Here is a 25,910-nt window from a genome sequence, read left to right as displayed (position 1 = left end):
AGTGAGCGACAAACTCCTACCGAGTAGGGCGACGCCCACCGATAGCGCTCTTGCGCACGCGACGTTCATCATTTCATCGGACGGCGCGCACCCGGACACGTGGACCGCTTTCTTCGGCATCTTCCCGAGTCGAACGATCACGAAAGGAAAGCCCTATCTGCTGCCGTCCGGGCGGCTGAGTTCCCGGCCCGGAAAGCTCAATCTGTGGGCGCTGGAAAGCAGGGCTGCCGTTCAAAGCGATCGGTTGGAGCCGCACCTGCGCTACCTGATCGAACGACTCTCGTTGCCGCGTGACGGTCTCGTCGAGCGTATCGAACAAGCAGGGGCGCATATGCGGTTCTTCTGCTACTGGGACAACGAGAAAGGTGATCGTGTGCCCTACGTGTCGGACACTACCCGCCAGCTGATTGAATCAGTCGGGGCAGTGATCGAGATCGACGAGTATCGATAGCGTCTAAGGCTGCTCGCGTCTCCGAGACGCCTGACGCGACGCCCGTACTACCTCAATCCGCCCCCCGCTACGACACGGGCGCGAGCTTGCGGGCGGTTCCCACTGCAGTGTGCCGCCGAGCGGTAAATAGGTAACCGATGGAAGGGTTTTTGTACTAATTCAGTCAATCTTTCGTGGAAGGCGACCGCCTTTGCGTCGCATGCAACACCGCTTTCCATGACGAGGGCCGACGCGCGGCGGCGGCGACTCGCTACACTGCCGTACCGGTTGGACGGGCCCCGGCATCAGGCCCGCGAGCAAGGAGACAGAACAGGATGGACACCCCACGCGCAGCGGTCGTCACGTACCGCGGGAATGCGATCGAGAACACGCACATCGCCCATGTGGCGGTCGTCGATGCACGCGGCCGGCTGCTGGCCCGGTTCGGCGATCCGTTCCGGATGACGCTCGCGCGGTCGGCGGCCAAGCCGGCCCAGGCGCTGTCGGTGATCGAGACCGGCGCGCCGGAGCGCTTCGGCTTCGACGACGCGGACATCGCGCTGATGTGCGCGTCGCACAGCAGCGAGGATCGTCACATCGAACGCACGCGCGCGATGCTCGCGAAGGTCGCCGCGCACGAATCGGATCTGCGCTGCGGCGGCCATCCGCCGTTGTCCGACGCGGTGTACCGGGCGTGGATCAAGCGCGACTACACGCCGACCGGCGTATGCAGCAACTGTTCGGGCAAGCACGTCGGGATGCTGGCCGGCGCGCAGGCGATCGGCGCCGCGATCGCCGATTACCATCTGCCCGACCATCCGATGCAGGTGCGCGTGAAGCAGGTGGTGGCCGATGCATGCGGGCTGCGCGACGACGAGGTCGACTGGGGCATCGACGGCTGCAACCTGCCGACCCCGGCGTTCTCGCTGGATCGGCTGGCGCGCCTGTACGCGTCGCTGGCCGACGGCGCGGACGCGGTGGAAGCGGGCGGCGCGCTCACGGACCGCATTCGCGCACTGGCGCGCATTCACCGTGCGATGACCGCTCATCCGGAGCTGGTGGCCGGCGAAGGGCGCTATTGCACGGTGCTGATGAACGCGTTCGGCGGGCAGGTGGTCGGCAAGCTCGGCGCGGATGCGTGCTACGGGATCGGCGTGCGCGCGTCGGAACGCACGCGGCAGCTCGGCGCGGACGGCGCGCTCGGCATCTCGGTGAAGATCGAGGACGGCAATCTCGACGTGCTGTATATGGTCGTCAGCGAAATCCTCGAGCGGCTGCAGATCGGCACGGCCGAGCAGCGCGCGCAACTGGCCGCGTTCCACCGGCCGCGGATGCTGAACACGCAGGGCGTCGAGTTCGGGCACGCGACGTTCCCGTTCGAATTGCAGGCGGCCTGAACGCGGTCGCCGCGCCGATGATGCCTCCGGCCCGCGAGCCGGCCCGCGGGCCGGCCTCGCGCATCGGCGCGCGCTACGCGCGTGCGTCGCGAATCTTCGCCAGCTCCCGCTCCGACAGCTCGCCGATCTGCGCGAGGTGTTCCGCGAGAAAATCCTTCAGCACGCGCAGCTTCGCCGAGCTGCGTCGGTTCGCCAGATACGCGATGTAGATGAATTCGCCGGTCAGCCGGTTCTGCAGCCGGTAGCGCGGCAGCACGGCTTCGAGCTGGCCGCTCGCGAGCAGGTCGCGCACCAGCCAGATCTCGAATTCCGCGATGCCGAGCCCCGCGCAGGTCGCCTCCAGCAACAGCTCCGAATGGTCGGTGACGAGATTGCCGGCCGGCAGCACGCTGTGCCGCGTGTCGCCGCGCACGAGCTCCCAGCGCGGATCGCCTTCCGGGTGCACGTAGCGCAGGCAGTTGTGATGCTTCAGGTCGTCCGGCGTCGCCGGGCGCCCGCAGCGGTCGAGGTAGCCGGGCGTCGCGCACAGGATGCTGTCGTTGCGCGACAGCCGGTGGACGACCAGGTTGTCCAGGTAGTTCTCGCCTTCGTGGATGTCGAGATCGAAGCCGCCGGCCACGAGGTCGTTGTGGTTGTCGGTGAGCCGCACGTCGAGCTGGATCGTCGGGTAGCGCGCGAGAAACGGCGCGATCAGCGGCGCGAGATGGCGGCGGCCGAACGCGACCGGCGCGGTGAGCTTCAGCGGGCCGCTCGGCTGCGCATTCAGCTCGGCGACGACACGCAGCGTGTCGTCGAGATCGGCGATCAGTGTGACCGCGCGCTCCAGATAGATATGGCCGGCCTCGGTGAGCGTCACGCTGTGCGTCGAACGGTGCAGCAGCGCGACGCCGAGCGCTTCCTCGATCGCGGTCACCTTGCGCGCGACCGTCGACGTCGACACGTGCATCTCCTTCGCGACCGCCGAAAAACTCCCCGTTTCGACCACCCGCACGAACGCGCGCATCGCGCCCAGGTGATCGATGCCGGTTTCTCTCGCGCCTTTTTTCATTCGATTCTCGCTGTTGCGTCCCACGCAAAACCGCTTTCGATAATACAGAAGGGAGCATGTTTTTGCAAAGGCATAGAATGCGAACCCGTCGCGTCGGCAAGCGGCGGCCGGCGAGCGGCACGAGACATTTCAGGAGGGCACGATGGCAGAACACGGCTTCCGCGTCGAAGCGGATCTTTTAGGGAAACGAAGCATTCCGGATACCGCCTATTACGGCGTCCACACGCTGCGCGCGAAAGAGAATTTCGACATTTCGGGCCGCACCATCGCGTCGCTGCCGTACCTCGTGATGGCGCTCGCGTCCGTGAAGGAAGCGGCGGCCGACGCCAATTGCGAACTCGGGCTGCTGCCGCGGCCGTTCCGCGATGCGATCGCCGCCGCGTGCGTCGAGATCCGCGAAGGGCGGCTGCACGACCAGTTCGTCGTGGACGTCATCCAGGGCGGCGCCGGCACGTCGACCAACATGAACGCGAACGAGGTGATCTGCAACCGCGCGCTCGAAATCATGGGCCACGCGCGCGGGCAGTACGAATACCTGCACCCGAACGAGCACGTCAATCTCGCGCAGAGCACCAACGACGTCTATCCGACCGCGATCCGGATCGCGACGTGCTTCGCGGTCGAACATCTGCTGGAGGCGATGGCGCGGCTGCGCGATGCATTCGCGGAGCGGGCCGACGCGTTCGCCGGCTTGCTGAAGCTCGGCCGCACGCAGTTGCAGGACGCGGTGCCGATGACGCTCGGCCAGGAATTCTCGACCTACGCGGTGATGCTGACGGAAGACATCGCGCGGCTGCAGGAAGCCGGCTGGCTGATTCGCGAGATCAACCTCGGCGCGACCGCGATCGGCACGGGCATCACCGCGCATCCGCAATACGCGGAGAAGGCGCTGGCCGCGCTGCGCCGCATCACCGGGCTCGACCTGAGCACCGCGCCGAACCTGATCGAGGCGACGCAGGATTGCGGCGCGTTCGTCCAGGTGTCGGGCGTGCTCAAGCGGATCGCCGTCAAGCTGTCGAAGATCTGCAACGACCTGCGGCTGCTGTCGAGCGGCCCGCGCGCAGGCTTCGGCGAAATCAACCTGCCGCCCGTGCAGGCCGGCTCGTCGATCATGCCCGGCAAGGTCAATCCGGTGATTCCGGAAGTCGTGAACCAGGTCGCGTTCGAGGTGTTCGGCAACGACGTGACCATCACCTTCGCGGCCGAGGCGGGCCAGCTTCAGCTCAACGCGTTCGAACCGGTGATCGCGAGCGCGCTGTTCCGCAGCTTCAGCCACCTGACGGCCGCGTGCACGACGCTCGCGCAGCGATGCGTGAGCGGCATCACCGCGAATCCGGAACGGCTGCGCGAAACGATGGAGCGCTCGGTCGCGCTCGCGACCGCGCTGAATCCGTATATCGGCTACAAGCGCGCGACCGCCGTCGCCGCCGAAGCGCATGCGACCGGCAAGTCGATCCGCGAGGTCGTGCTGGCGCGCGAACTGATGACCGAGGCGCAACTCGACGAAGCGCTGCAGCCCGAAGCGCTGATCCGGCCGCGCGCGTTCTGACGCGAGCCGGTTCGCGGTCGTACCGAAAGCGCCTCCGGAGCGGGGCGCGACACATCTACAAACAACGGAGACTCACGATGACACACCCCAGCGAGCGCCCGGCCGGTCCGGCCGGCGGCGCGGATGCCGCGCATGCCGATCCCGATGCGATGTTCGCGTCGCACGAAGCCGGCTATGCGAAGCAGTTGAAGCCGCGGCACGTGCAGATGATCGCGATGGGCGGTGCGATCGGCACCGGCCTCTTTCTCGGCGCGGGCGGCCGCCTGCAAAGCGCGGGGCCCGCGCTCGCGCTCGTGTATCTCGTGTGCGGCGTGTTCGCGTTCCTGATCATGCGCGCGCTCGGCGAACTCGTGATGCACCGGCCGACCAGCGGCAGCTTCGTGTCGTATGCACGGGAGTTCATGGGCGAACGCGCGTCGTTCGTCGCGGGCTGGATGTACTACCTGAACTGGGCGACGACCGGCATCGTCGACATCACCGCGGTCGCGATCTACATGAAGTACTGGGCCGTGTTCACCGACGTGCCGCAATGGGTGTTCGCGCTCGGCGCGCTCGGGATCGTGTCGGTGATGAACATGATCGGCGTGAAGGTGTTCGGCGAGATGGAGTTCTGGTTTTCGCTCGTCAAGGTCGGCACGCTCGCGGTGTTTCTCGCGGTCGGCGCGGTGTTTCTCGCGAGCGGCCATCCGGTGGCGGGGCAGATGACGGGGCTGCATCTCGTCGCGGATCACGGCGGGATCTTCCCGCACGGGATTCTGCCGGCCGTGCTGATCGTGCAGGGCGTCGTGTTCGCGTATGCGAGCATCGAACTCGTCGGCGTCGCGGCGGGCGAGACGGCCGACGCGCGCAAGGTGCTGCCGAAGGCGATCAACAGCGTGATGTGGCGCATCGCGCTGTTCTACGTCGGCTCGGTCGTGCTGTTGACGCTGTTGCTGCCGTGGACCGCGTACAGCTCGCATGAAAGCCCGTTCGTCACGTTCTTCAGCAAGCTCGGCGTGCCGTACGTCGGGACCGTGATGAACGTCGTGGTGCTGACCGCCGCGCTGTCGAGCCTGAATTCCGGTCTCTATTCGACCGGCCGCGTGCTGCGCTCGCTTGCGATGGGCGGCTCGGCGCCGCGCTTCGTGTCGCGGATGAACGCGCGCGGCGTGCCGTACGGCGGGATCCTGATCACGGTCGCGATCAACGCGATCGGCGTGCCGCTGAACTACATCGTGCCGGCGCAGGCGTTCGAGATCGTGCTGAACATGGCGTCGCTCGGGATCATCACGACGTGGGGCTTCATCGTGATGTGCCAGATCCTGTTCCGCCGCGCGGTCGATCGTGGCGAGATGAAGGCCGTGTCGTTCCGGATGCCCGGCGCGCCGTTCACGTCGTGGCTCACGCTCGCGTTCCTCGTCGGCGTGCTGGTGCTGATGGCGTTCGACTACCCCGGCGGCACGTGGACCATCGCGATGATTCCGGTCGTCGTGCTCGCGCTGGTGATCGGCTGGAAGCTGGCGAAACGTGGTGCCGAGCGCGAACGGGCGGCGGCGATGCCGGCATCCGTGCGCGCCGTTGCGGATCCCGCGCAGAACGCGTGATGAACGCTTGACGTCATGCACCGGGGCGTCGGTCCGTTCGCGGGCCGACGCCCCCGGTGCGTTCGGTTCCGGTTCAACTCACATTCAGTTCAGCCCGGCGCGCTCGCCGACCCATCGGCCGAAATCGCCGGCCATCTCCGCGGTCAGCTCGTGGCCGGCCGCATACAGCCGCGTGTCGTGCGCGACGCCGAGCGCCGTCAGCTTCGCGTCGGCCGTGTCGGCCCACGCGATGGGCAGCTTGTCGTCGAAGCGGCCGTGCATCACCAGCGCGTGCAGCGTGCTCAATGCATCGCGCGGCGCGATCAGCGGATCGATTTCCGGCAGGACGCGCCCGCACAACACGGCGAACGCGCTCACGTCGCCCGGCGACGTGAGGCCGACGCTCGCGCTCATGATGCCGCCCTGGCTGAAGCCGGCGATCACGGTCGGCAACGCGGGGGCCGCGCCATCTCGCGCGCGGAACGCATGCAGCAGCGTGATCAGTTGCATGCGGCTCTCGTCCGCACGCGCCGCATCGATTTGAGGGCCGTTCGGGCCGAAACGCACCGGAAACCATGCATGCTGATTGGGCCCGAACGTGAGCGGGCCGCGCAGGAACGCGATTTCGATGCGCGGATCGATCGTATCGGCCACGTTCAGCAGGTTGGTTTCGTTACCGCCGACGCCATGCAGCAGCAACAGGCGGGCGGCGGCGCGGCCGGTGGCCGGACGCAGCCGGTATTGAAGGCCGGATTCGGGTTCGGTGGTCAGCGGCAGGACGTCGGTCATTGCGTGGGTCCGGAAGAGGATCGATGCGACAGTCTAGAGCGAGCGGATCGGCAGGGGAATCGCCGGGACGGGATTGATTGTTTCCTGTTGGGAATGAATCGGGGCACGGGTCGTTTCGAGAGCCGGTCACGACGTCACGCGGCCACGCATCTGATCGCGGCCGGCACGCCGATCGGCCCCTACGGCTCATTGATCGCAGGGCAGGCGCGTGCCCGGCACCTGGTGCTCGTCACGCACAACGTCCGCGAATACGAGCGCGTTCCGCGGCTGCAGTTCGAAGACTGGCTCGCCGAGCCGGACGAAGGCTGAACGGTCGATCATGCAGAGTCGACACTAACGAACCAGCCGGGGGAATACTGAGACGATTATAAAAAATACCAAAACAAACCGCCCGTCGATAATGCGCAAACGTTTTGCCGGAATTCAATAAGACGGATGTTGCGCGCATGAATAAAACAATGAATTTCCGCTATTCCGGCAATTCGTCGAGCGCCGCAGCCATACGGGGCATGGCGGCGGAAAGTTAACGGCAAATCCGCGAAAAACTTTAGGCATTTCCGTGCGCAATTAATCATTGCGATTTCCTCGATGATCGATTGGTTTTCGGTCATCGGACAGTCATACACCATCCCCGATAATGCGGCGCTCATTCTTTCAATAGACAAATGGGCGATCGAACCCGGATCGCCGCGGGGAGCTGTACTCATGACCATCCGTCATCGCATTACGCTGCTAGTCGTCCTGACGTTCTTCGCGCTGTCCGCGATCGGCGTCTACGCCGTGTACCAGACGCGCAAGAGCGCGTCCGAGGTGCGTCAGGTCACCCAGGGAATCGTGCCGAGCGCGCTTGCGTCGGCGGATCTCGTCGCCGACGTGAAGAACATCCAGATCGCGACGATGACGCTCGTCTACGCGCCCGACGCGAACACCGCCGCGCAGGCGCGCGACGAGCTGAAGGCGAAGCAGGCTGCACTGCGCGCCGCGCTCGACGGGCAGGCGAAATCGGCGGTCGGCCGCGCGCAGGAAGGGCTCGTCGCGCAGGCGAAGGACAGCGCCGCGAACTATTTCGCGGCGATCGACGACACCGTGAAGATGAAGACGGACGGCAAGGTCGAGATGGCGCAGGCGTACCTGTTCGCGAACGTCGCGCAGTATCGCGACGAACTCGAAAGCATCGTCGACACGCTGCGCGTCGAGAAGAACCGCCAGAAGGACGACGCGATCGGCGCGTTGAACGGGATGCTCGCGACCACGGCGACCGCGATCGCGGGCGTCGCCGGCACGGTGATCGTGCTGCTGACCGCACTCGGCTTCGTGCTGTATCGCCAGATCACGCGCCCGCTGATCGGGATGCAGACGGCGATGAGCGAGATCGCGACGAGCCAGGATTTCACGCGCCGCGTGCCGGTGGGCCGGATGGACGAAATCGGCCATTCGATCGTCGCGTTCAACGGGATGATCGAGAAGATCCAGGAGAACGCCGCGCAACTGAAGCAGAAGACAGCCGACATCCAGGCGATGCTGCAAAACATGCAGCAGGGCATCCTGACCGTCGTCGAAGGCGGCGTCGTGCATGCGGAGTATTCGGCGTACCTCGAAACCATCTTCGAGACGAACGACATCGCCGGGCGCGACCTGATGGCGCTCGTGTTCGACGATTCGGCGATCGGCGCCGACGCGCGCTCGCAGGTCGACGCGGCCGTGCATGCGTGCCTCGGCGAGGACAGCATGAACTTCGAGTTCAACGAGCATCTGCTCGTCAACGAAGTCGCGAAGCGGATGCCGGACGGCCGAGAGAAGTGGCTCGACCTGAGCTGGTCGGCGATCACCGACGAGACCGACACCGTGGTGCGCCTGATGTTGTGCGTGCGCGACGTGACCGAGATCCGCGAGCTGACCGCGCAGGCCGGCGAACAGCAGCGGCGCCTCGAGATGATCGGCGAGATTCTGTCGATCAGCCAGGACAAGTTCCACGACTTCGTGCACAGCGCGAAGGGCTTCCTCAGCGAGAACGAACGGATGATCCGCCAGCACGAGCGCGTCGATCACTCGATCGTCGCGGCGCTGTTCCGCAACATGCACACGATCAAGGGCAATGCACGCACGTACAGCCTGCAGCACCTGACGAACATCGTCCACGAAGCGGAGCAGGCGTACGAATCGCTGCGCCGCGCGGACGGCGGCCCCGAGTGGAACCGCGACGCGCTGATGGACGACCTGGCGCGCGTGCGCGAGGCCGTCGACCACTACGCGACGATCAACGCGGTCACGCTCGGCCGCAGCGGCGAGCCGGCACCGAATGGCGCCGATTTCCTGATGGTCGAGCGCGCGCACATCAGCGAGAGCCTGCGCGTGCTCGACGGCGCGGATCCGGCGAACGCGTCCGACTGGCACGCGGCGCGCGATGCGGTGCGCCGCATGTTGAGCCAGCTCGGCACGCAAGGGATCGGCGACGCGCTCGGCGGCGTGATCGAATCGCTGCCGTCGCTCGCGGCCGAGCTCGGCAAGCCGGCGCCCGTCGTGCATATCGACAGCCACGGCCAGCGCGTGCGCAGCGAGATCGTCGCGACGCTGAAGAACGTGTTCATGCACCTGCTGCGCAATGCGATCGACCACGGGATCGAATCGTCCGACGCGCGGCGCGCGGCCGGCAAGCCGGCGTCCGGCACGATCGACATCGCGGTCGGCGTGGGCGGCGGCGAACTGTGGTTCGTGCTCGCCGACGACGGCCGCGGCCTCGCGCTCGACCGGATTCGCGGCATCGCGCGCGAGCGCGGCTGGATCGATGCCGCGAGCGAAGCGGCGCTGTCCGACGAGGACGTCGCCGAGCTGATCTTCCGGCCGGGCTTCTCGACCGCTCAGATGGTGACCGAAGTATCGGGGCGCGGCGTCGGCATGGACGCGGTGCGCAACTTCCTGAAGCGCGACGGCGGCGATATCGCGCTGCGCTTCACCGACGATCGCGTCGGCGCGCCGTATCGCGCGTTCGAGACGATCGTGTCGCTGCCGGCGCGCTTCGCCGCGGACGGTGCCGCGCACGGCGCGGGGCACGCGCAGCGCGCGCGCAGCGCGGATATCGGCGCGGCGGAGTGACGGCGTGATCGTGCAGGCATGGATGATCCAGATGGCAGCCGCGCTGGCGGGCGGAGGGGGTGTCGCGGTCGCGGCGGCGGTCATGTTTCGCGTGATGCGCCAACGGCTCGTCGCGTCGATGGAACGCGACACGCACGCGTTACGCGGTGCGCTCGACGCAGCCGCCGCACGCGCCGATGAAGCGGCGTCGGCGCATGCGCAGGCAGCCGACGCATGGGCGCAACGCGAGGCGCAGCTGGAGGAGGCGCTGACGCGCGAGGCATCCGCGAACGGCGCGCAGCGCGACGCGGTGCAGGCGCTGTCGGCCGAGCGCGCCGCGCTCGCGCAGCATGCGCTGAAGATCGCCGACGAAGCCGCGCGTTTGCGCGGGCTCGCCGGCACGTTCGAGCGCTGGCACGAGCAGATGATCTCGCTGACCACGCAGAACCAGGACATGCGCGCGAAGAACCAGGAGCTGTCGGCGATCGTCGCGCACGTGTCGATCGTGTCGCTGAACGCGTCGATCGAGGCCGCGCGTGCAGGCACGGCCGGGCGCGGCTTCTCGATCGTCGCGAGCGAGGTGCGCGGGCTGGCCGCGCGCTCGCAGGAGCTGTCGAACAGCTATCGCGACAGCCTGAACCGCAACGATCTCGTGACGGCCGCGACGTTCCAGGACATCCAGGCCGGCGGCAAGATGATCACGGCCGCGCTCGCGACCGTCGAGACGCTGGCCGGGCAACTGCATGCACGGATCGAAGGAGAGGCCGCGTGATCAGCGCGCAGGCGAGGGCCGGTTTCGAGCGGATCTTCTTCGATGCCGCGCGCACGCGGCTCGCGGCCGGCGGCGTGTGCGACATCCGGCCGGCCGCCGGGCATGAACACGATGCGCCGGATCGCGTGCAAGCGAAGTCGCGATCGAAGCCGAAAGTGACCGGACATGTCGTCGTGCTGACGATCTCGGCGCTGCATTTCCGGCTGCTGCTCGCGCTGCGCTTCAGCGACGACGACGCGACGCGTCGCCATTTCGCCGGTGCGACGGCGGGCGCGAACAGCCAGCGGCCGCTGACCGACGCGTTCATGGAAGTCGCGAACCTGTGTTGCGGCGCGATCAACCAGGCGCTGACCGCGCCGTTTCCCGATCTCGGGATGTCGACGCCTTACCTGCTGAGCGGCGCGAGCCTCGACTTCATGCACGCGCTCTCGCCCGATTACGTGGCCGCATACGACCTGACGCTCGACGGCGACGTGCGGGTCGGCGCGACGCTGTGCGTGTGCGCGAACGCGCCGGTCGATTTCCACGTGCCGGAAACGGCCACGGTCGATACCGGCGGCGAGCTCGAACTGTTCTGACCGACCATCACGAATCCATTAGATGACCGAAGACCAACCCGTCAGCAAGGTGCTCGTACTCGACGACAGCCGCGTGCACGCCGACGCGCTCAAGCGCTTCTGCGACGCGCACAACCTGGTCGGCCTGACCGTGCGGCGCAGCCGGCTGTTGAAGGTGCTGCGCTCGAACATCGATCTCGGCGCGATCCTGCTGGCCGAGGATTACGGCGGCTCGCCGGCCGAGAGCGCGATCATCGCGACGCAGATCGACGCGCTGCGGCCCGAGCTGCCGATCATCCTGCGCCGCGAATCGCTCGCGTCGCGCGACGGGCTGCCCGATGCGCTGGCACGCGTCGCCTGCGCGGCCTACGTCGCCGACGACATGACGCCGCTCGCGCGCGCGATCGACGAATATCTGTTCGGCCGCGACTACCCGAACGCGCTGGTGCGCGGCATCTCGGAGATCACCGAGGCGCGCCTCGACAGCCTGTTTCCGGGCATGACGATCGAGCACGACACGCCGTGCATCGTGCGCGACCAGATCATCTTCGGCGAAGTGTTCAGCCTGATCGCGCTCGAAAGCGCATGGTGCCGCGGCTACATGCTGCTGCAGACGAGCGAGCAGCCGCTGCTCGACATGCTCGGCGGCACGCGCGACGGCGGCCGCGCGCCGGATTTCCGCGACGTGAACAGCGTGCTGGGCGAGCTGACCAACCTCGTGTGGGGCGCGTTCAAGAACCGCTATCTCGGCGACGCCGAGGCGCTGGCGCGCCATCCGGTGCAGGTGCCGCTCGTCGTCAATCACAAGCAGAAGTTCATCTCGTTCGGCGGCGACTGTCCGCAGCTCTGCTTCAAGTACTGGATGACCGATCCGGCATCGGGGCGCTCGGTCCGTCTCGACCAGCGTTTCGTGTTCAGCCTCAGCTGGTCGCCGGAGGATTTCCGCGAATCGGTGCAGGACGTCGGGCCGATGGTCGAGTCCGGCGAACTCGAACTGTTTTGAATGTTGAAGTCGGCAACGACGAAAGGGGAAGACGACATGGCAAAGATTCTGGTGGTCGACGATTCGGGCACGGTGCGCGACGAAGTCGCGGGCTTCCTGCGCAATCACGGGCTCGACGTCGCGACGGCCGTCGACGGCAAGGACGGGCTCGCGAAGCTGAAGGCGACGCCCGGCGTGCGCCTCGTGATCAGCGATGTGAACATGCCGAACATGGACGGGCTGACGATGGTCGAGAAGATTCGCGGCGAACTGGCGAACACGGCGGTCAACGTCGTGATGCTGACGACCGAGAGCAGCCCGGCGATGAAGGAGCGCGGCAAGGCCGCCGGCGTGAAGGGCTGGATCGTGAAGCCGTTCAAGGGCGACGCGGTGCTCGACGCGCTGAAGAAGCTCGCGGGCTGACGCGCCCGCGGGCCGTCGAACGGTTGCGCGCGCAATTTACAGCGCGCCGGGATGTCCGTATCCTGCCGGATGCCGAGGGCGGCGTGGCGGCGCATCGTGCGCCGCACGCCCGGCATTGACGAACATCAGGAACGGAACGAAACCGATGGCATCCGAATACGGGCGACCCGCTGCGCGGCACACGGGAATGCAGATCGCGAAGGGCGTCGTTTTTACCATCGTGGGCACGTGCATCCTGATCGGCGTCGCGCTGTACGCGCAGTCGATGCGCGAATTCCTGCGAACGTCGGTCGTCGTGCCGGGGCGTGTCGTCAAGCTGAACGCGGGCACGCATCATCCGGAGATCGCGTTTACGACGCTCACGGGCGAGCGCGTCGAATATGCGCAGGGCGGCGACGTCAGCGTGCAGGACGGCGCGACGGTCGAAGTGCGCTATGCGCCGGACGCGCCGAAGATGACCGCGCGGATGAATACGTTCGGCGCGATCTGGGGCGGCGTGCTGGCGATCGGCGCGATGGGGGCGGTGTTTTTCGCCGTCGGCGTCGGTCAGTTGTGGTCGGGTGTGCGTGCATGGCGCAGCGGGCGGAACGCGACCGCGCGCTGACGCCCTGAAGCGTGGAGGCTGGCTATCGGCTCGCCGCCGCCGTCGCGAACTCCTCGACGACGGCTTCGATCACCGCCTGCACGCGCGCGGTCTTGTAGAGATCGGCATGGGCGACGAGCCACACGTCGAAATGATTGCACCGCTGCGGCATGAGTCGCACGAGTTCCGGCTCGGTGTCGGCGCGGAAGCACGGCAGTTCCGAAATTCCGAGCCCCGCCAGCGTCGCCTCCACCAGCATCATCGTCGACGAGGTCTGGAACATCACGCGGCCGCGCGACGTCGGCTCGCCGCACAGCGCGTCCCACATCGTCGGCACCACCGGCTGCTGATACATCACCAGATCGTGCCCGTCGAACGCGCTGCCCGCGACCGGTTCGCCCCGTTCGGCCAGGTAGGCGCGCGATGCGTAGATGCCCGTTTCGAGATGCCCGAGCCGCCTGGCGATCAGGTCCGGCGATTCCGGCCGCAACGTGCGGATCGCGAGATCCGCCTCGCGGCGCGTGAGGTTGGTGATTTGCGCCGACGTCACGCACACGACGTCGATGCCGGCATGCCGGCGCCGCACGCGGGCGATCGCGGGCACGACGAAGCGCCTGCCGAGCGTGTCGGTCGTCGCGATCCGCACGGACCCGGCCAGTTGCTCGTCGAGCCCCATCACCCGGCGTTCGATCGTGAGCGACGCGCGCTCCATCGTTTCGGCCGGTTCAAGCAGCGCTTCGCCCGCGGTCGTCAGTACATAGAGGGACGGCGTGCGCAGAAACAGCCGGGCCGACAGTTCGTCCTCGAGCGCGGCGATCCGGCGCCCGACCGTCGCCTGGTCGACGTTCAGCTGCGCCGCGGCGCCGCGCAGCGTGCCGGTGCGCGCCAGCGCAAGGAAGAAGCGGGCGTTGTCCCAGTTCATACGGACTGATTGTGTCATCGGGCAGGCGGCGACGGACGGGAAACGATGATGCAAATCTGCATCGGGGAAATGCGAAATTATCACTTTTCCGCATCGCGCGCCCGGTCCTAGACTTCCGGCATCCGCATGGAGGTGTCATGTCCGATTGCCGTTCCGTTTCCGTCCCCGTTCCCCTCGCTGTGGCGGCCCCGAGCCGCGCGACGAAGCGCGAGCAGCGCCTGACGCTCGCGCTCGTCGCGGTCGGCATGTTCATGGCGGTGCTCGATTCGACGATCGTCAACGTCGCGCTGCCGGCGATGCGCACGAGCCTCGGCGCGACGGTCGCGGAACTCGCGTGGATCGTCGACGCCTATACGCTCAGCTTCGCCGCGCTGATCCTCGCGGGCGGTGCGCTGTCCGACCGGTTCGGCGCGAAGCGCGTGTACCTTGCCGGATTGGCGCTGTTCGTCGGCGCATCGGCGGCGTGCGGCGTCGCGTCGTCGGTGGCGATCCTCGTGGCCGCGCGCTTCGTGCAGGGCATGGGTGCCGCGCTCTTTTTGCCCGCATCGCTCGCGATCGTGCGCAGCACGTTCGACGTGCCGGCCGAGCGCGCGCGGGCAATCGCGGTGTGGGCCGGCATCGCGTCGGTCGCGGTCGCGGTGGGGCCGGTGCTGGGCGGCATCCTCGTCGACGATTTGGGCTGGCGCAGCGCGTTCCTGATCAACGTGCCGACCGGCGCGGTCGCGTTTGCCGGCGCGGCGGCGCTCGTTCGCGCATCGGTCGCGCGGGATGTGCGCCACTTCGACTGGGCCGGCCAGTGCGTCGGTGCGGCGGCGCTCGGCGCGCTATGTTTCGCGGTGATCGAATTGCCGACCCGCGGCGCCGGCGCCACGGAGGTCCGCGCCGCATTGCTGATCGCCGCGCTCGCCGCCGGGGTACTGGTCGTCGTCGAGCGGCGTGCGCGCCATCCGATGGTGCCGCTCGCGTGGTTTCGCAATCGCGTGTTCGTCGCGATGAACCTGATGGGCAGTCTCGTCTATGTCGGCTACTTCGGGTTGCTGTTCGTGTTGAGCCTGTACCTGCACGGGCGCGTCGGCATGAGCGCGCGGCAAATCGGGCTGACGCTGCTGCCGTTCGCGCTGAGTCTGTCGCTCGGCAATCTGCTGTCGGGAAAACTGCATGGCCGCGTTCGTCCGGTCACGCTGATGGCGAACGGTCTTGCGATGGCCGCGCTGGCCATTCCGGCGATCGCGCTTGCGCTCGCGCTGCATGCGCGGTGGCCGGTGGTCTGGATCGCCATGGCCGCCTTCGGCACCGGGACCGCGTTGTCGGTCGCGCCGATGATCGCGACGGTGCTCGAACAGGTGCCTGCCGACGCGGCGGGCGTGGCATCCGGGTTCCTCAACGCGGCACGTCAGGCCGGCAGCCTGCTCGGCGTGGCCGTGGCAGGCGCCGCGACGATACTGTTGCCGGATCTGACCGATGCGCTGTGGGCGGTCGCGGCGCTCGGCTGCGTCGCCTATGCGATCGCCGCACTGGCCGCGAGGACGGCAGGCCACGCGGACGCCGCGCAACGACGCCGCTGACGCGAGACGGGCACGGGCGTTGCGCATGGCCGGCTGACCGCCACGCATGCGCGTGCGCGTGCGGCACCGCGGCTGGACGCCGTGCGGAATGTGGAGGACCATTTCGTGACGATGCCGCGAACGGACGGATAAGCGTTTCGCCCGGTCGCGCTGCATCGAAACCTGCCGAACCCGTCAAGCGGAACACCATGGAACCCATTCACGAGACAGCCGAGCCGATCCTGCTGCGCGACGCGCACGACGGCGTCGTCACGCTGCGCCTGAATCGCCCGCAGCAGTTCAACGCGTTGTCCGAAGCGATGCTCTCGGCTTTGTACGATGCCTTCGATACGCTGGCCGCCGATCCGCACGTGCGCTGCGTCGTGCTGGCCGCCGAAGGCAAGGCGTTCTGCGCCGGCCACGACTTGCGGCAGATGCGCAGCAAGCCCGAACTCGACTACTACCGCACGCTGTTCGCGCAGTGCAGCCGCGTGATGCTCGCGATGCGCGCGTTGCCGGTGCCGGTGATCGCGCGCGTGCATGGCATCGCGACGGCGGCCGGCTGCCAGCTCGTCGCGGCATGCGACCTCGCGATCGCGGCCGATACCGCGCGCTTCGCGGTGTCGGGCATCGATGTCGGGCTGTTCTGCTCGACGCCGGCCGTCGCGTTGAGCCGCAACGTCGCGGCCAAGCGCGCGTTCGACATGCTGGTGACCGGCCGTTTCGTCGATGCGGCGACGGCCGCCGCGTGGGGGCTCGTCAACGAAGCCGTGCCCGAGGACGCGCTCGATGCGGCCGTCGCGCGCAAGGTCGCGGAGATTGTCGCGAAGAGTCCGGCCGCGGTGCGGGTCGGCAAGCAGATGTTCTATCGTCAGCGCGAGTTGCCGCTCGACGAAGCGTATGCGTACGCGGGCGACGCGATGGCGCGCAACATGATGGAAGAGGATGCGGGCGAGGGGATCGACGCATTCCTCGAGAAGCGCAAGCCGACGTGGCGTTCGTGATGCGGTGACGGAGGTGGGCAGGGACCGCGTTGTCTCCCCGACGGTGGGGGCAACGCGCTACGACGTGGCGCGTCGCCGCAGCGCCTCCGGTCAGCGTCCGTAGCTCCCCGTCCGCAGCGCCGGCTGCACGGTCGACGCGCCGGGCGGCACGATCACGACCGGCACGCGGCGCGCGAGCGCGCACATCAGCTCGTAGCCGATCGTGCCGCTGGCTTCCGCGACATCGTCCACCTTCACCTGGTCGCCCCACAGCTCGACGCTCGCGCCGATGCCCGCGTTCGGGCACGGCGTCAGGTCGACCGTCAGCATGTCCATCGACACGCGGCCGACGACGCGCGTCATCACGCCGTCCACTGCGATCGGCGTGCCGGTCGGCGCGTGGCGCGGATAGCCGTCCGCGTAGCCGCACGCGACGACGCCGATCCGCATCGGCCGGTCGGCCGTGAAGCGGCGGCCGTAGCCGACCGTTTCGTCAGGCGCGAGCGTTTGCACGCCGATGATCTTGCTGGTCAGCGTCATCGCGGCCGTCAGCGGCGTGTCCGCGATATCCCGCGCCGCGCCGGTCGGCGACGCACCGTACAGGATCGTGCCGGGCCGCACCCAGTCGCGGTGCGCGCGCGGATGCCACAGCACGGCCGCCGAATTCGACACCGAGCGCTCGCCCGGAATCCCGGCCGTAGTCGCATCGAACTGGTCGAGCTGCCAGTCGACTTCGCCTTCGTCGGCGTTCGCAAAATGCATCATCAGCGTGATCTTGCCGATCGATGGCGCGCTCGCCGCGCGTTCCCACGCGGCGCGGAACACGGCCGGCCGGTAGCCGAGCCGGTTCATGCCGGAATTCATCTTCAACTGGATGTCGATCGGCTGCCGCGGCTTCGCGGCGATCAGCAGGTCGAGCTGTTCGTCGCAGTGCACGGCGACCGTCAGCCGGTGGCGATCGGCCAGCTCGACGTCGGCCGGTTCGAAGACGCCTTCGAGCAGCAGCACGGGCTTGTCCCAGCCGAGCTCGCGCACGCGCACGGCTTCGTCGAGATCGAGCAGCGCGATGCCGTCGGCGGCCGCGAGGCCCGGGTAGATCCGTTCGATGCCGTGGCCGTACGCGTTGGCCTTGATCACGGCCCACACGCGCGATGGCGCGACGGTGCGGCGGATGAAGTCGAGGTTGTGGCGAACGGCGTCGGGGCGGATATGGGCGACGATGGGACGGGGCATGGCAAGGGCTCGGGTCGGATGTCGTTCGGCGCAGGGTAGCGCGGGGGAAAAGGGGCTGGCCGGGGCTGGCCGCGCGCGGGGCGCGTCAAGCCAGTGTTGAGCGCTATGTTATGGGTGTTCGACCAGTTTTAATTAACGTATTTATCGACGATTTGGTGGAAATTTTGGCGGCGGCGCGGGCCGGGCGCCGTCATCCGCGGCGTGTGCGGCCGAGTCTCCCGTCTAGAAAACCCGTGCGCGAACGGCACGGCGCAATGCTAAGCTCTCGGCGATCTTGTCATTGATCAATGTAATCATAACGGAGGAGACTTTGATGACGACGTCCCAGCTGTGCCTGTTCATCGTGGCGCTGTTGCCGTTCCCGATGACGTTGCTCGCCAAGGCCCGCAAGGGTTACGACAACCGTACGCCGCGCGATTACCTGGCGAAGCTCGAAGGCTGGCGCGCCCGCGCGCAGGCCGCGCATCAGAATTCATGGGAAGCGCTCGCGCTGTTCGCGGTCGCGCTGCTGGTGGCATGGCACAACGGCGCGAACGTGCATCGCGTCGACCAGCTCGCGATCGCGTTCGTCGCAATCCGCGTCGTCTATGCGCTGATGTACCTGCTGAACTGGGCGTCGCTGCGTTCGCTCGTGTGGTTCGGCGGCATGGCGTGCGTCGTCGGGCTGTTCTTCGCGACGCCGTAAGCGGCTGCCCACCGGCAACGCGCAGCCGGCATTGCGTGCGGGCGCTCGTCAGGTGCCGCCCGCGCCTCGTGCGTGACGGTCATTGGATGCGGGCGCAACGATCTTCGACACGAACGGCGGCGCGTCCGCTTCGCTGCGCAGGAACGCGATCAACGGATCGAGCAGCCGGTGCCGCGTCGACGGATGGCGACGCAGCACGAAGCGCCATGACGCATCGCGTGCGAGACCCGGCACCAGCGGCACCAGGCGCCCGCTGCGCAGTTCGGGCTCGATCAGCGGCACGCGGCCGAGCGCGATGCCCGCGCCGCCGACGGCCGCGCCGATCACCTGGCTGAAGCTGCTGTAGCGGACGATCTTCGTGTCGAAGTCGTCCGGCAAGCCGAAGTGCACGGCCCAGTTGCGCCAGTCGATCTCGGGGCTGTCCTCGTGCATCTCCTGCAGCAGCCGCGAGCGGCAGACGTGCTCCGATGCGTACGGAAACAGTTCGGGGCTGCAGACCGGAAACACGGTTTCCCGGATCAGCACGTCGTCGTCTGCGCGCAGCCGATGCACGGGCACGTGCACGATCGCCAGATCGACGCTGCTGCGCGCGAAATCCGGCTCGTCGTCGAGCACGACCGCATGCAGCGGGGTGTCGGGATGCAGCGACGAGAATTCCGCGAGACGGCGCGCGAGCCACATCGACGAAAACGGCGCGTTGGCGGACACGGTGAGCCGTTGCGCGGTGCCGCGAATCTCGGCGCACGCGTCGGTCAGACGCGACAGCGCATCGCCGACCGCCGGCAGCAGCCGCGCGCCGGCCGGCGTGAGGCCGATGCCGCCGAGCCCCGTACTGCGTTCGAGCAGCCGCGCGCCGAGCGATTCCTCCAGCGAACGGATCTGGTGGCTGACCGCGCTGGTCGACACGTTCAGCTCGGCCGCCGCGCGCGCGAACCCGCCGAGGCGGACGGCCGCCTCGAAAGCACGCAGTGCGCTGAGGGGGGGAAGGTGCGACATGCGGGGTATTGTAGTTGACTCAACACCCGTTGAAAAATCATCTTTTGCCGCGCGCGGGCGGCGCGGGTAGCCTCGATCCGGTCCATAAAAACGCAACGAAACACCGACCGGAGGGCTGCATGTATTTCGACCGACGACTATGGGCAATGATGGCGGGACTGCGCTGGCGCGTGGCGGCTGCCGTCGCGCTCGGGCTGCTCGCGATGGGTGTCGGCATCCTGCGCTTCGTGTTTCTCGGCCGCGTGCTGGCGCTGGTGTTTTCCGGCGCGCCGGCGCGCGGCGTCGGCGAGGCCGTCGCCGCAACGGCGGCTTGCGTGCTGCTGCGCGCATGGCTCGACCATCGCCGCACGGTGCTCGCGCAGCAGACGGCGGGCCGCGTGCAGGCGACGCTGCGCGCGCGGCTGTTCGACCGGATCGCCGCGCTCGGCCCCGCGTGGTTCAGCGGCGAACGCACGGGCGGCGTGATGCTGGCCGTCGTCGACGGCGTCGAGCAGTTGCAGACCTTCTTCGGCGTCTACCTGCCGCAGCTCGTGATCGCCGCGTGCGCGCCGGTCATGATCTTCGCGGTGCTCGCGTGGTGGGATGTGCCGACGGCCGCGATCCTGCTGGTCGCGGCGCTCGTCACGCTCGCGCTGCCGCAACTCGTGCATCGTGCCGACAAGCGCGCGGCGCTCGCGCGTTCGACCGCGTTCAAGGCGTTCGGCGAGGAGTTTCTCGACGCGGTGCAGGGCCTGCCGACGCTGAAGGCGTTCGGGCAGAGCACCGCGTTCGGCGCGAAGCTGGCCGCGAAGGCGCGCGCGCTGTCGGACAGCACGTTCTGGGTGCTCGCGCTCGGGCTGCTGACGCGGCTCTTCACGGATCTCGGCACCGGCCTCGGCGCGGCCGCGGCGATCGCGGTGGGCGCGTGGCGCGTGCAGCACGGCGACATGAGCCTCGAAGCGCTGCTGATCGTGCTGATGGCCGGCAGCGAGATCTTCCGGCCGCTGCGCGACCTGCGCGCGGTGCTGCATCAGGGGATGATCGGCCAGTCGGCGGCGAATGCGGTCCATGCGCTGCTCGACGCGGGCGGTCATGCGCGTTCCGTCGACGCGCCGCGCGTAGCGGGCCTGCGGCCGGAGATCGTGTTCGACGACGTCAGCTTCGCGTATCCGGGGCGCCGCGCGGACGCGCATGCGGCGCTGAGCTTCACGGTGCGCGAGGGCGAGACGGTCGCGATCGTCGGGCCGAGCGGGGCCGGCAAGTCGACCATCGTGCGGCTGCTGCTGCGCCAGCACGACGCGCAGGGCGGTGCGGTCCGGATCGGCGGCCACGACGTGCGCACGCTCGATGCCGACCAGGTGCGCGAGATGATCGCGGTCGTCGCGCAGGATGCGACGCTGTTCGACGGCAGCGTCGCCGACAACCTGCGGCTCGGCCGCCCGGACGCGAGCGACGCGGACATGATCGCCGCCGCGCGCGCGGCCAACGCGCACGATTTCATCTCGTCGCTGCCCGACGGCTATGCGACGCGCATCGGCGAACGCGGGCTGATGCTGTCGGGCGGCCAGCGCCAGCGGATCGCGATTGCCCGCGCGCTGCTGCGCGACGCGCCGATCCTGTTGCTCGACGAGGCGCTGTCGTCGGTCGATGCGGAGAACGAAGCACTGATCCAGCAGGCGCTCGACCGGCTCACGCGCGGGCGGACGACGCTCGTGCTCGCGCACCGGCTGTCCAGCGTGATCGGCGCCGATCGCATCCTGGTGCTCGACCAGGGGCAGGTCGTCGACGAAGGGACGCATGCGGCGCTGATCGCGCGCGACGGCCCGTATCGACGGCTGATGGGGCCGCAGCTGGAAGCGGTCGCCGAAACCGTCGGCGCGGCGGCGGTGGCCGGCGCGACCGCGCGCGCGTCGTCGGCCCCGCAAGTGCGGCCGCTGAACGACGACGCGGCGACGATCGGCTGGCCGGAGACGTTGCAGACGCTGCTGCGCTTCGTGCGTCCGTGGAAGGGCAAGGTCGTGCTCACCGTGCTGTTCGGGATCGGCCGCGTGCTCGCGTTCATCGGTGTGGGTGCGATCGGCGCATGGGTGGTCGGCGCGGTGCCGACCGGCCATGTCGGCACCGGGCTGGTGGCCGCGCTGCTCGTGATCGCGCCGGTCGCGGCCGTGCTGCACTGGCTCGAATCGTGGCTCGCACACGACATGGCGTACCGGCTGCTCGCGGAAATGCGCATCGTGCTGTTCGCGACGCTCGAACGGCTCGCGCCGGCCGGGCTGCTGCGCCGCCGTTCCGGCGATCTCGTGGCGCTCGCGACGCAGGACGTCGAGACCGTCGAGTATTTCTACGCGCATACGCTCGCACCCGCGTTCGTCGCGGTGCTCGTGCCGGCCGGCGTGCTGGTGTTGCTCGCGTCGGTCGCGTGGCCGCTCGCGCTGGTGCTGCTGCCGTTCCTGCTGTGGGCCGGGCTCGCGCCCGTGCTGGCCCGGCGCGACGTCGACCGGCTCGGCACCGGCGCGCGCGACGCGCTCGGCCAGCTTGGCGCGCATCTGACCGAAACGATCCAGGGGCTCGCGGAACTCACCGCGTTCCAGGCGATTGCGCGCCGGCGCGCGGCGTTCGTCGCCGAAGTCGATGCGTACCGCCGGCAGCGCGCGAAGCTGCTCGACGATCTGTCGATGCAAAGCGCCACGCTGGAAGTTGCGAGCGGGCTCGGCGGACTGGCCGTCGCGGCGCTCGGTGCGTGGTGGTGCGCTCGCGGCGGGTTTCCGCGCGAGTCGTTGCCGCTGCTGGTGCTGGTCGCGGGGGCCGCGTTCATGCCGGTGGCCGAGATCGGCCAGGTCGCGCGCCAGCTTGCCGACACGATCGCGTCGACGCGCCGCTTGCGCGCGCTGGAGAAGGAACCCGTAGCGGTGACGGACGGCGCACACGCGATGCCGGGCAATTCGGCGGTGCGGTTCGACGCGGCGTCGTTCACGTATCCGGGGCGCAGCGTGCCCGCGATCGACCGCGTGAGCTTCGAGGTGCCGGCCGGCAGCACGGTCGCGCTGGTCGGCGCATCGGGCGCCGGCAAGTCGACGATCGCGAGCCTGCTGCTGCGCTTCTGGGATCCGCAGCAGGGCCGCGTGACGCTCGGCGGCGTCGACCTGCGCGACCTGCGGCTCGACGATCTACGGCAGCACATTGCGCTCGTTGCGCAGGATACCTACCTGTTCAACGACACGCTCGAAGCGAACATCCGGCTCGCGGCGAGCGGCGCGTCGGACGCGGACGTGCGGCGCGCGATCGACCACGCGGCGCTCGGCGACTTCGTCGCGCGGCTGCCGGACGGGCTCGCGACGCGCGTTGGCGAGCGCGGCGTGCAGTTGTCGGGCGGCCAGCGTCAGCGCGTGGCGATCGCGCGCGCGTTCCTGAAGGATGCGCCGGTGCTGATCCTCGACGAGGCGACGTCGCACCTCGACACGATCAGCGAACAGCAGATCCGCGCGGCGCTGGAGGACCTGATGACGCAACGCACGTCGATCATCATCGCGCACCGCCTGTCGACCGTGCGCCATGCCGACCTGATCCTCGTGATCGAGCAGGGCGCGGTGATCGAGGCCGGCCGCCACGGGGAGCTGATGGCGCGGCAGGGCGCGTATGCGCGGCTCGTGTCGCATCAGGCGAGCGGGGTCGCGGCGTGACCGCGCGGTGTGCCGGCCGCATCCGGTGTTGTCGATCGCGGGCTATTGACAACATATGTTGCGTCATTGTCTAATTCGTCATCGTGCGTTGCGAACGTCTGGCCGCGTGCGTCCCGACATCGTTTGACGGGGCCGGCCAATCGGGCGCACGCTGCATGGCGGCCGAATTGATCCTATTGCACGACATCCGCGTGCGCCTGGGCGAGCTCGCCCGCCCGGTATGCGACGCGTACATGCAGTAGAGCGACGCATGGCAGGCCGTGCGCCGCCGGCGCGGCCGTCCGTTCGTCGATGCGCTGCGGCAGGCTGCGCTCGCCGCATACCGCGGTCTCGTCGCGGAACTGGACGGGATCGCGGCTGGCGTCGGATGGCCGTCCGGGCACGCGCCGCACACATCCTGATCCATGAGGCCACGCATGACGACCGTTTTCCATCGCGCCCCGCGCGCCACCTTGCCCGTTGCCGTCGCAGGCGACGGCATCGAGATCATCGATTCGACCGGCAAACGCTATATCGACGCGTGCGGCGGCGCGGCCGTATCGTGTCTCGGTCACAGCAACCAGCGCGTGATCGACGCGATCAAGCGGCAGGTGCAGCAATTGCCCTACGCGCATACGTCGTTCTTCACGACGGAAGTGGCCGAGGAACTGGCCGACCGGCTCGTCGACGCCGCGCCGGCTGGGCTCGACCACGTGTATTTCGTGTCGGGCGGCTCCGAGGCGATCGAGGCCGCGCTGAAGCTCGCGCGCCAGTATTTCGTCGAGAAGGGCGAGCCGCGGCGCCGTCATTTCATCGCCCGGCGCCAGAGCTATCACGGCAATACGCTCGGTGCGCTCGCGATCGGCGGCAACGCATGGCGGCGCGAGCCGTTCCTGCCGCTGCTGATCGAAGCGCACCACGTGAGCCCGTGCTATGCGTACCGCGACCAGCAGGCCGGTGAAACCGACGAAGCGTACGCGCAGCGCCTCGCCGACGAGCTCGAACGGAAGATCGTCGAACTCGGCGCGGAAAACGTCGCGGCGTTCGTCGCGGAAACGGTGGTCGGCGCGACGGCCGGCGCGGTGCCGCCGGTGCGCACGTACCTGAAGAAGATTCGCGCGGTGTGCGACAAGTACGGCGTGCTGCTGATCCTCGACGAGATCATGTCGGGGATGGGGCGCACGGGTTACCTGTATGCGTGCGACGAAGACGGTGTCGCGCCCGATCTGCTGACGATCGCGAAAGGGCTCGGTGCGGGCTACCAGCCGATTGGTGCGACGCTGGTGAGTGACCGTATCTATCGCACGATCGTCGACGGCTCCGGCTTCTTCCAGCATGGTCACACGTACCTCGGCCACGCGACCGCGTGCGCGGCCGCGCTCGAAGTGCAGCGCGTGATTGCGGAAGACAAGCTGCTCGACAACGTGAAGGCGCGCGGCGAGCAGTTGCGTGCATCGTTGCGCGAGCACTACGGCGCGCATCCGCATGTCGGCGACGTGCGCGGCCGCGGGTTGTTCGTCGGCGTCGAACTCGTGCGCGATCGCGACACCCAGGCGACGTTCGACCCCGCGCTGAAGCTGCATGCGGCGGTCAAGCGCGAAGCGATGCAGCGCGGGTTGATGGTGTATCCGATGGGTGGCACGATCGACGGCGTGCACGGCGATCACATCCTGATCGCGCCGCCGTTCGTCTGCACCGCGCAGCAGATCGACACGATCGTCGAGCGGCTGTCCGGCGCGATCGGCGCGGCGCTCGCGTCGGCCGGCGCGTAACCCCCGACCTCACCGATTCCTCACCATGACAGACAGACTGCCTCCTTTCGATCCCGCGTCGGCCACCGACGAACAGAAGGCCGTGCTCGCCGATATTCTCAGCGGCCCGCGCGGCAACCTGAACGGGCCGTTCCTCGGCTGGATCGCGAGCCCCGAACTGGCTCAGCACGCGCAGAAGCTCGGCGCGTTCTGCCGCTATCGCACCGGGCTGCCGCTGCGGCTGTCGGAGCTCGCGATTCTGGTGACGGCCGCGCGCTGGCGCTCGCAGGCCGAGTGGCACATCCATCATCCGATCGCGCTCGAGGCCGGCGTGCCGACCGCGACGGCCGACGCGATCCGGCTGGGCGTCGCGCCCGCATTCGAATCGGACGACGACGCGCTGATCCATGCGTTTGCCACCGAGCTGTACGACACGAAGCGCGTGAGCGATGCGACGTTCGCGCGTGCGCAGGCGCGCTTCGGCCACGAGACCGTGGTGAATCTCGTCGCGCTGCTCGGCTATTACGCGCTCGTCGCGATGACGCTCAACACGTTCGGTATGCGCGCAGACGGACAAACTGATTTGCCGTTTCCGGAATAATCGCCGCGGGTGCGTGCGTCGGCAGCCCGCCGCGCATGCATGCAGATTGCCGGAAAAGCCCGTATACGCGGGCGTTTCGGCACGGATCGGTCGGCTGTCTCGCCGCGTTGTAAGACGTACACCGCACGACTGCACCGTCAGAGCAGGAAATTTTCCCCGTCTCTAGAATTTCTTCGAAAGAGCTACGGGGGAAATATCGATGCGCTGGGTCCTGTTGATCGTGTTCATCAGAATTTGCTCCGAGAAACCCCGCCATTGATGGTGGGAAGGAAGGGCGTGCTGTTGACAGGCAGCTTCTTCCACGGGTTAGGATCATCGGCATGATCCTTGTCTACCGCTACCGCGTGAAGTCGCTCAACGGACTGCTCAACAAGCAGAGCCGTGCGGTGAACT

General features: G+C 68.2%; 22 protein-coding genes and 2 pseudogenes. 18 read left to right on the top strand and 6 right to left on the bottom strand.

The annotated features are described in order from the left end of the window. Window position 1: 1 nt before the first annotated feature. Window positions 2–451, top strand: a complete 450-nt coding sequence (locus J8I33_RS32815; protein WP_209939835.1) for a DUF4279 domain-containing protein — start codon at window positions 2–4, stop codon at window positions 449–451. 314 nt (window positions 452–765) lie between these two features. Then, complete coding sequence (locus J8I33_RS32810; RefSeq protein WP_209939834.1) at window positions 766–1,827, top strand: asparaginase; 1,062 nt, start codon at window positions 766–768, stop codon at window positions 1,825–1,827. A gap of 73 nt (window positions 1,828–1,900) precedes the next feature. Here J8I33_RS32810 and J8I33_RS32805 read toward each other — a convergent pair whose 3' ends face one another. Further along, the gene (locus J8I33_RS32805) at window positions 1,901–2,875 is read right to left on the bottom strand and encodes a LysR family transcriptional regulator (RefSeq protein ID WP_050013763.1); all 975 of its coding nucleotides are present in this window, start codon (window positions 2,873–2,875) and stop codon (window positions 1,901–1,903) included. 142 nt (window positions 2,876–3,017) lie between these two features. Between J8I33_RS32805 and aspA the strand changes: the two genes are divergently transcribed. Together aspA and J8I33_RS32795 are read left to right on the top strand one after the other, a co-directional pair. Next, window positions 3,018–4,424, top strand: a complete 1,407-nt coding sequence (aspA, locus tag J8I33_RS32800; RefSeq protein WP_050013764.1) for an aspartate ammonia-lyase — start codon at window positions 3,018–3,020, stop codon at window positions 4,422–4,424. Window positions 4,425–4,501: 77 nt separating this feature from the next. Further along, window positions 4,502–6,007, top strand: a complete 1,506-nt coding sequence (locus J8I33_RS32795; RefSeq protein WP_050013765.1) for an amino acid permease — start codon at window positions 4,502–4,504, stop codon at window positions 6,005–6,007. Between the two features lie 84 nt (window positions 6,008–6,091). On the opposite strand, the gene J8I33_RS32790 is transcribed toward J8I33_RS32795, so the two are convergent. Beyond that, a complete protein-coding gene (locus tag J8I33_RS32790; RefSeq protein WP_124593776.1) occupies window positions 6,092–6,775 on the bottom strand; it encodes a phospholipase in 684 nt (227 codons plus the stop codon). A gap of 147 nt (window positions 6,776–6,922) precedes the next feature. Here J8I33_RS32790 and J8I33_RS32785 point away from each other — a divergent pair. Further along, window positions 6,923–7,084: pseudogene (locus J8I33_RS32785) on the top strand (type II toxin-antitoxin system VapC family toxin); the annotation flags it as partial. A gap of 56 nt (window positions 7,085–7,140) precedes the next feature. Here J8I33_RS32785 and J8I33_RS32780 read toward each other — a convergent pair. Further along, window positions 7,141–7,482, bottom strand: a complete 342-nt coding sequence (locus tag J8I33_RS32780; protein WP_209939833.1) for a hypothetical protein — start codon at window positions 7,480–7,482, stop codon at window positions 7,141–7,143. On the opposite strand from J8I33_RS32780, the gene J8I33_RS32775 reads away from it, so the two are divergent. The 6 genes from J8I33_RS32775 (at window position 7,481) to J8I33_RS32750 (ending at window position 13,185) form a co-directional block, all read left to right on the top strand. Next, complete coding sequence (locus J8I33_RS32775; protein WP_176015370.1) at window positions 7,481–9,868, top strand: MCP four helix bundle domain-containing protein; 2,388 nt, start codon at window positions 7,481–7,483, stop codon at window positions 9,866–9,868. The two genes, J8I33_RS32780 and J8I33_RS32775, sit on opposite strands and share 2 nt — an antisense overlap. Before the next feature lie 22 nt (window positions 9,869–9,890). Continuing rightward, entirely contained in the window at window positions 9,891–10,619 is a 729-nt protein-coding gene (locus J8I33_RS34805; protein ID WP_209928970.1) for a methyl-accepting chemotaxis protein, read from the top strand. After that, on the top strand, window positions 10,616–11,197 hold the full coding sequence (locus J8I33_RS32765; protein ID WP_050013768.1) for a hypothetical protein: 582 nt from the start codon (window positions 10,616–10,618) through the stop codon (window positions 11,195–11,197). The genes J8I33_RS34805 and J8I33_RS32765 overlap by 4 nt, the downstream gene beginning before the upstream one ends. 22 nt (window positions 11,198–11,219) lie before the next feature. Further along, window positions 11,220–12,179 (top strand): chemotaxis protein CheX, encoded by a 960-nt coding sequence (locus tag J8I33_RS32760; RefSeq protein ID WP_209939832.1) that lies wholly within the window; start codon window positions 11,220–11,222, stop codon window positions 12,177–12,179. Window positions 12,180–12,215: 36 nt separating this feature from the next. Next, window positions 12,216–12,581 carry a response regulator gene (locus J8I33_RS32755; protein WP_006486240.1) on the top strand — a complete coding sequence of 122 codons (366 nt, stop codon included), beginning with the start codon at window positions 12,216–12,218 and terminating at the stop codon, window positions 12,579–12,581. A gap of 145 nt (window positions 12,582–12,726) precedes the next feature. Beyond that, window positions 12,727–13,185 carry a DUF3592 domain-containing protein gene (locus J8I33_RS32750; protein ID WP_209939831.1) on the top strand — a complete coding sequence of 153 codons (459 nt, stop codon included), beginning with the start codon at window positions 12,727–12,729 and terminating at the stop codon, window positions 13,183–13,185. 22 nt (window positions 13,186–13,207) lie between these two features. On the opposite strand, the gene J8I33_RS32745 is transcribed toward J8I33_RS32750, so the two are convergent. Next, complete coding sequence (locus J8I33_RS32745; protein WP_209939830.1) at window positions 13,208–14,086, bottom strand: LysR family transcriptional regulator; 879 nt, start codon at window positions 14,084–14,086, stop codon at window positions 13,208–13,210. A gap of 137 nt (window positions 14,087–14,223) precedes the next feature. Here J8I33_RS32745 and J8I33_RS32740 point away from each other — a divergent pair, with 137 nt between their 5' ends. Beyond that, a complete protein-coding gene (locus tag J8I33_RS32740; protein WP_209939829.1) occupies window positions 14,224–15,651 on the top strand; it encodes an MFS transporter in 1,428 nt (475 codons plus the stop codon). 188 nt (window positions 15,652–15,839) lie between these two features. Then, the gene (locus J8I33_RS32735) at window positions 15,840–16,634 is read left to right on the top strand and encodes an enoyl-CoA hydratase (RefSeq protein WP_209939828.1); all 795 of its coding nucleotides are present in this window, start codon (window positions 15,840–15,842) and stop codon (window positions 16,632–16,634) included. 90 nt (window positions 16,635–16,724) lie between these two features. Here J8I33_RS32735 and alr read toward each other — a convergent pair whose 3' ends face one another. After that, window positions 16,725–17,846, bottom strand: a complete 1,122-nt coding sequence (gene alr / locus J8I33_RS32730) for an alanine racemase (RefSeq protein ID WP_209939827.1) — start codon at window positions 17,844–17,846, stop codon at window positions 16,725–16,727. Window positions 17,847–18,159: 313 nt separating this feature from the next. Here alr and J8I33_RS32725 point away from each other — a divergent pair, with 313 nt between their 5' ends. Then, a complete protein-coding gene (locus tag J8I33_RS32725; protein WP_209939826.1) occupies window positions 18,160–18,531 on the top strand; it encodes an MAPEG family protein in 372 nt (123 codons plus the stop codon). Window positions 18,532–18,579: 48 nt separating this feature from the next. On the opposite strand, the gene J8I33_RS32720 is transcribed toward J8I33_RS32725, so the two are convergent. Further along, window positions 18,580–19,527, bottom strand: coding sequence for a LysR family transcriptional regulator (locus J8I33_RS32720; protein WP_209939825.1), 948 nt, complete (start codon window positions 19,525–19,527; stop codon window positions 18,580–18,582). A 119-nt stretch (window positions 19,528–19,646) separates the two neighbouring features. Here J8I33_RS32720 and J8I33_RS32715 point away from each other — a divergent pair, with 119 nt between their 5' ends. The 4 genes and pseudogenes from J8I33_RS32715 to J8I33_RS32705 all read left to right on the top strand — a co-directional run bounded on the left by J8I33_RS32715 (window position 19,647) and on the right by J8I33_RS32705 (window position 25,517). Continuing rightward, entirely contained in the window at window positions 19,647–23,186 is a 3,540-nt protein-coding gene (locus J8I33_RS32715; protein WP_209939824.1) for an ABC transporter ATP-binding protein, read from the top strand. Between the two features lie 155 nt (window positions 23,187–23,341). Then, window positions 23,342–23,557 (top strand): annotated as a pseudogene (locus J8I33_RS34675) (hypothetical protein); the annotation flags it as partial. Between the two features lie 45 nt (window positions 23,558–23,602). Further along, window positions 23,603–24,937, top strand: coding sequence for an aspartate aminotransferase family protein (locus J8I33_RS32710; protein ID WP_209939823.1), 1,335 nt, complete (start codon window positions 23,603–23,605; stop codon window positions 24,935–24,937). Between the two features lie 25 nt (window positions 24,938–24,962). Then, the gene (locus J8I33_RS32705; protein ID WP_209939822.1) at window positions 24,963–25,517 is read left to right on the top strand and encodes a carboxymuconolactone decarboxylase family protein; all 555 of its coding nucleotides are present in this window, start codon (window positions 24,963–24,965) and stop codon (window positions 25,515–25,517) included. The last annotated feature ends 393 nt before the right edge of the window (window positions 25,518–25,910 follow it).

It is taken from the genome of Burkholderia sp. AcTa6-5 (assembly GCF_017815075.1).
GTDB classification, from domain to species: Bacteria; Pseudomonadota; Gammaproteobacteria; order Burkholderiales; family Burkholderiaceae; genus Burkholderia; species Burkholderia sola.
This window is presented reverse-complemented; position numbering and strand designations above follow the sequence as displayed.